The organism is bacterium, from assembly GCA_021158245.1.
Taxonomy (GTDB): domain Bacteria; phylum Zhuqueibacterota; class QNDG01; order QNDG01; family QNDG01; genus QNDG01.
In genome coordinates, this window is sequence record JAGGVB010000232.1 from 1 (window position 1) to 2,833 (window position 2,833).

General features: G+C 33.0%; 3 protein-coding genes. 2 read left to right on the plus strand and 1 reads right to left on the minus strand.

Annotation, left to right across the window (positions count from 1 at the left end):
• Positions 1–178 precede the first annotated feature (178 nt).
• Together J7K93_14435 and J7K93_14440 are read left to right on the plus strand one after the other, a co-directional pair.
• Positions 179–1,783, plus strand: coding sequence for a site-specific DNA-methyltransferase (locus J7K93_14435; protein ID MCD6118195.1), 1,605 nt, complete (start codon positions 179–181; stop codon positions 1,781–1,783).
• A gap of 1 nt (position 1,784) precedes the next feature.
• A complete protein-coding gene (locus tag J7K93_14440; protein MCD6118196.1) occupies positions 1,785–2,558 on the plus strand; it encodes a TdeIII family type II restriction endonuclease in 774 nt (257 codons plus the stop codon).
• 94 nt (positions 2,559–2,652) lie between these two features.
• Here the strand turns inward: J7K93_14440 and J7K93_14445 are convergent.
• A partial coding sequence (locus tag J7K93_14445) for a hypothetical protein (protein ID MCD6118197.1) occupies positions 2,653–2,833 on the minus strand: 181 nt, incomplete at its 5' end.

Here is a 2,833-nt window from a genome sequence, read left to right on the forward strand (position 1 = left end):
AAATTGTCGGCAGAAAGGTTCGCATTACGAATCATAAAAAGAGCGATGAAGCTCCATTACATAATCCTCCATTAGATAAGTTTTGATGGACCGTGTAATCCTCTAATGCGGCAAAGCCGCAAAGTTATGTGTAAAGTATTGTAAGTCAAAAAGAATCTGAATACGGAGCCATACAATTATGAATCAACTAACATTATTCGGAGAAGATAAGAAAAAATTTATCAATTTAAAAGAAGCGAGCAATTGGGCTTCACAATATTTAAATCGCAAAGTTACAATTTCAAATATTTCGTACTTGCTCCAATACGGAAGAATAAAAAAGTATGGAAGTAATGGTAATCCCTTAATAAAAATTGAAGAATTAAAAGATTATTACGACTCTTATGATAAAGAAAAACAGTGGAAAAAGAAATTAGGTGAAGACCTGAATTGGCATTTGTCTTTTGTGGAATACAAAGAATCAGAAAGGACAAAACACGTCCACAGATTACATCCTTATAAAGGTAAATTTATCCCTCAATTAGTAGAATATTTTCTCGATTCTCATACCGACGAATTCAAGCAACAAACATATTTTCACAAAGGCGATATTGTATTAGATCCATTTTGCGGAAGTGGAACAACTCTAGTCCAGTCAAATGAATTGGGAATGCACGCCATTGGTATAGATATTTCTGCGTTTAATGCAATGATTAGTAATGCTAAAATTGAAAAGCATAATATCCAACAGCTTAGGGAAGCTATTCACAAAATAACATTGAGTTTGAAAAATTATCAAAAAACAAGGAGTAATGTCGCTTTTGAAGAACATCTTCTTTCGGAACTTGCAAAATTTAACTACAAGTATTTTCCGTCACCAGAATATAAAAGAAAGATAAGGAAAGGTGAGATCAACGAAAATGAATATACCAAAGATAAAGAACAAAAGTTTTTAAGCATTTATTATGATTTAGTGGAAAAATATAAAATCAAAATTAAACAAGATAAAAATAATTCTTTCTTAGATAAATGGTTCTTATTTCCAGTGAGAGAAGAAATAGATTTTGTATTTAATGAATTGAAAAAAGTAGTAAATAAGGATATCAAAAAGATATTAGCAATAATCTTGAGCAGAACTGTTCGCTCTTGCCGAGCAACCACTCATGCTGATTTAGCAACCTTAAAAGAGCCTGTCACAACGACATATTACTGCAAGAAACACGGTAAAGTATGTAAACCAATATTTTCCATCAAAAGCTGGTGGCAGAGGTACACTATAGACACATTAAATCGCCTTAAAGAATTCGATAGATTAAGAACTGAAACATTTCAAATCTGTTTGACAGGAGATGGTAGAACGATAGATATTTATGAAGAAATTAAAAAGAAAAATCCAGATTTTGCAGAATTATTATTAAGACAAAAAATCAAAGGAATTTTCTCAAGTCCCCCTTATGTTGGACTTATTGATTATCACGATCAACATGCCTATGCTTATGAAATATTTGGATTTGATCGAAAAGATGAATTAGAAATCGGACCTCTCTCTAAAGGTCAGGGAAAGGAAGCAAGGCATTCCTACATAATAAGCATAGCAGAAGTACTAAAAAATTGCAAAAAATATCTTCAAAAGGATTATGACATCTTTTTAGTAGCCAATGACAAATTTAATCTCTATCCTGATATTGCTCAGTTAGCTGACATGAAAATTGTTAATCAATTTAAGCGCCCTGTGTTAAATAGAGTGGAAAAAGATAGATCTAATGCCTATGCAGAAATAATATTTCATTTAAAGGAAAGATAAAATGCCACTTACAAAAGAACAAATACAAAGAATTGAGAATACTATCAAAGAAAGTCTAAGGAAAAAGTTTCAAACATACAACCCAGAAACAAAAAACATGCCTTTTCACTATCGATTACTTGGTCGGGACAGAATGGCATTATTTTCCTTTATTCACTCATTAAATACTACTTTTGGAACATCTATTTTTGAACCTGTGGCTGAAACGATAGCAAATTTGAACTTTGAATTTGCACAAAAACAGTATGTGGTCGGTGATACTATTAGTGAACAAGCCCAATCTGAAATTCAACGTATTATGAATGAACTCACAATTGGAAAAAATCCGAATAAAACGGAAGAAATTGAAAGGATAAGAAAAGTTTGCAACAAGGGTACAATGAACAAATTAAAAACTGTGAAAGTGGATTTGTTTGTTCAGAGTACTGATGGAACAGTCCATCTGTTTGACTTAAAAACAGCAAAACCCAATATCAGCAATTTTAAAGATTTCAAAAGGACATTGTTAGAATGGATAGCAATTTATTTGGCAAAAAATCCAAATGCAAGTGTAGAGTCATATATTGCAATTCCGTACAATCCATATGAACCAAAACCTTATGAAAGATGGACTTTAAAAGGTATGTTAGATTTGGATAATGAGCTAAAAGTTGCAGAAGAATTGTGGGACTTTCTTGGCAACAATGGTACCTATGAAGAATTATTAAATTGTTTTGAAAGAGCAGGTATTGAATTGAGATCTGAAATTGATGCGTATTTTTCAAAATTCAAATAAAACACATAACCTATAAGGATTGAGTCGATCCGCGAAGAGGTCGAACTCAATCCATTGTTCAATAAGCCCGACTTCATTATATGACTCTGTTCATTTATGAGGATTTTCGTTCAAGATCAAGCCTGCCTGTGCGTTGCCTGTCTGCGCCTGCCTGTGCCGTCTGCACGGTAGACAGGCGGGCAGTTGTTATGAATAAAGATTCGTAACCGTTCACAGGTTCATGGTTCAGCGTTAAGGACAAAGGCAGCATTAAAGACCTGAAGTCCTCGTCAAAA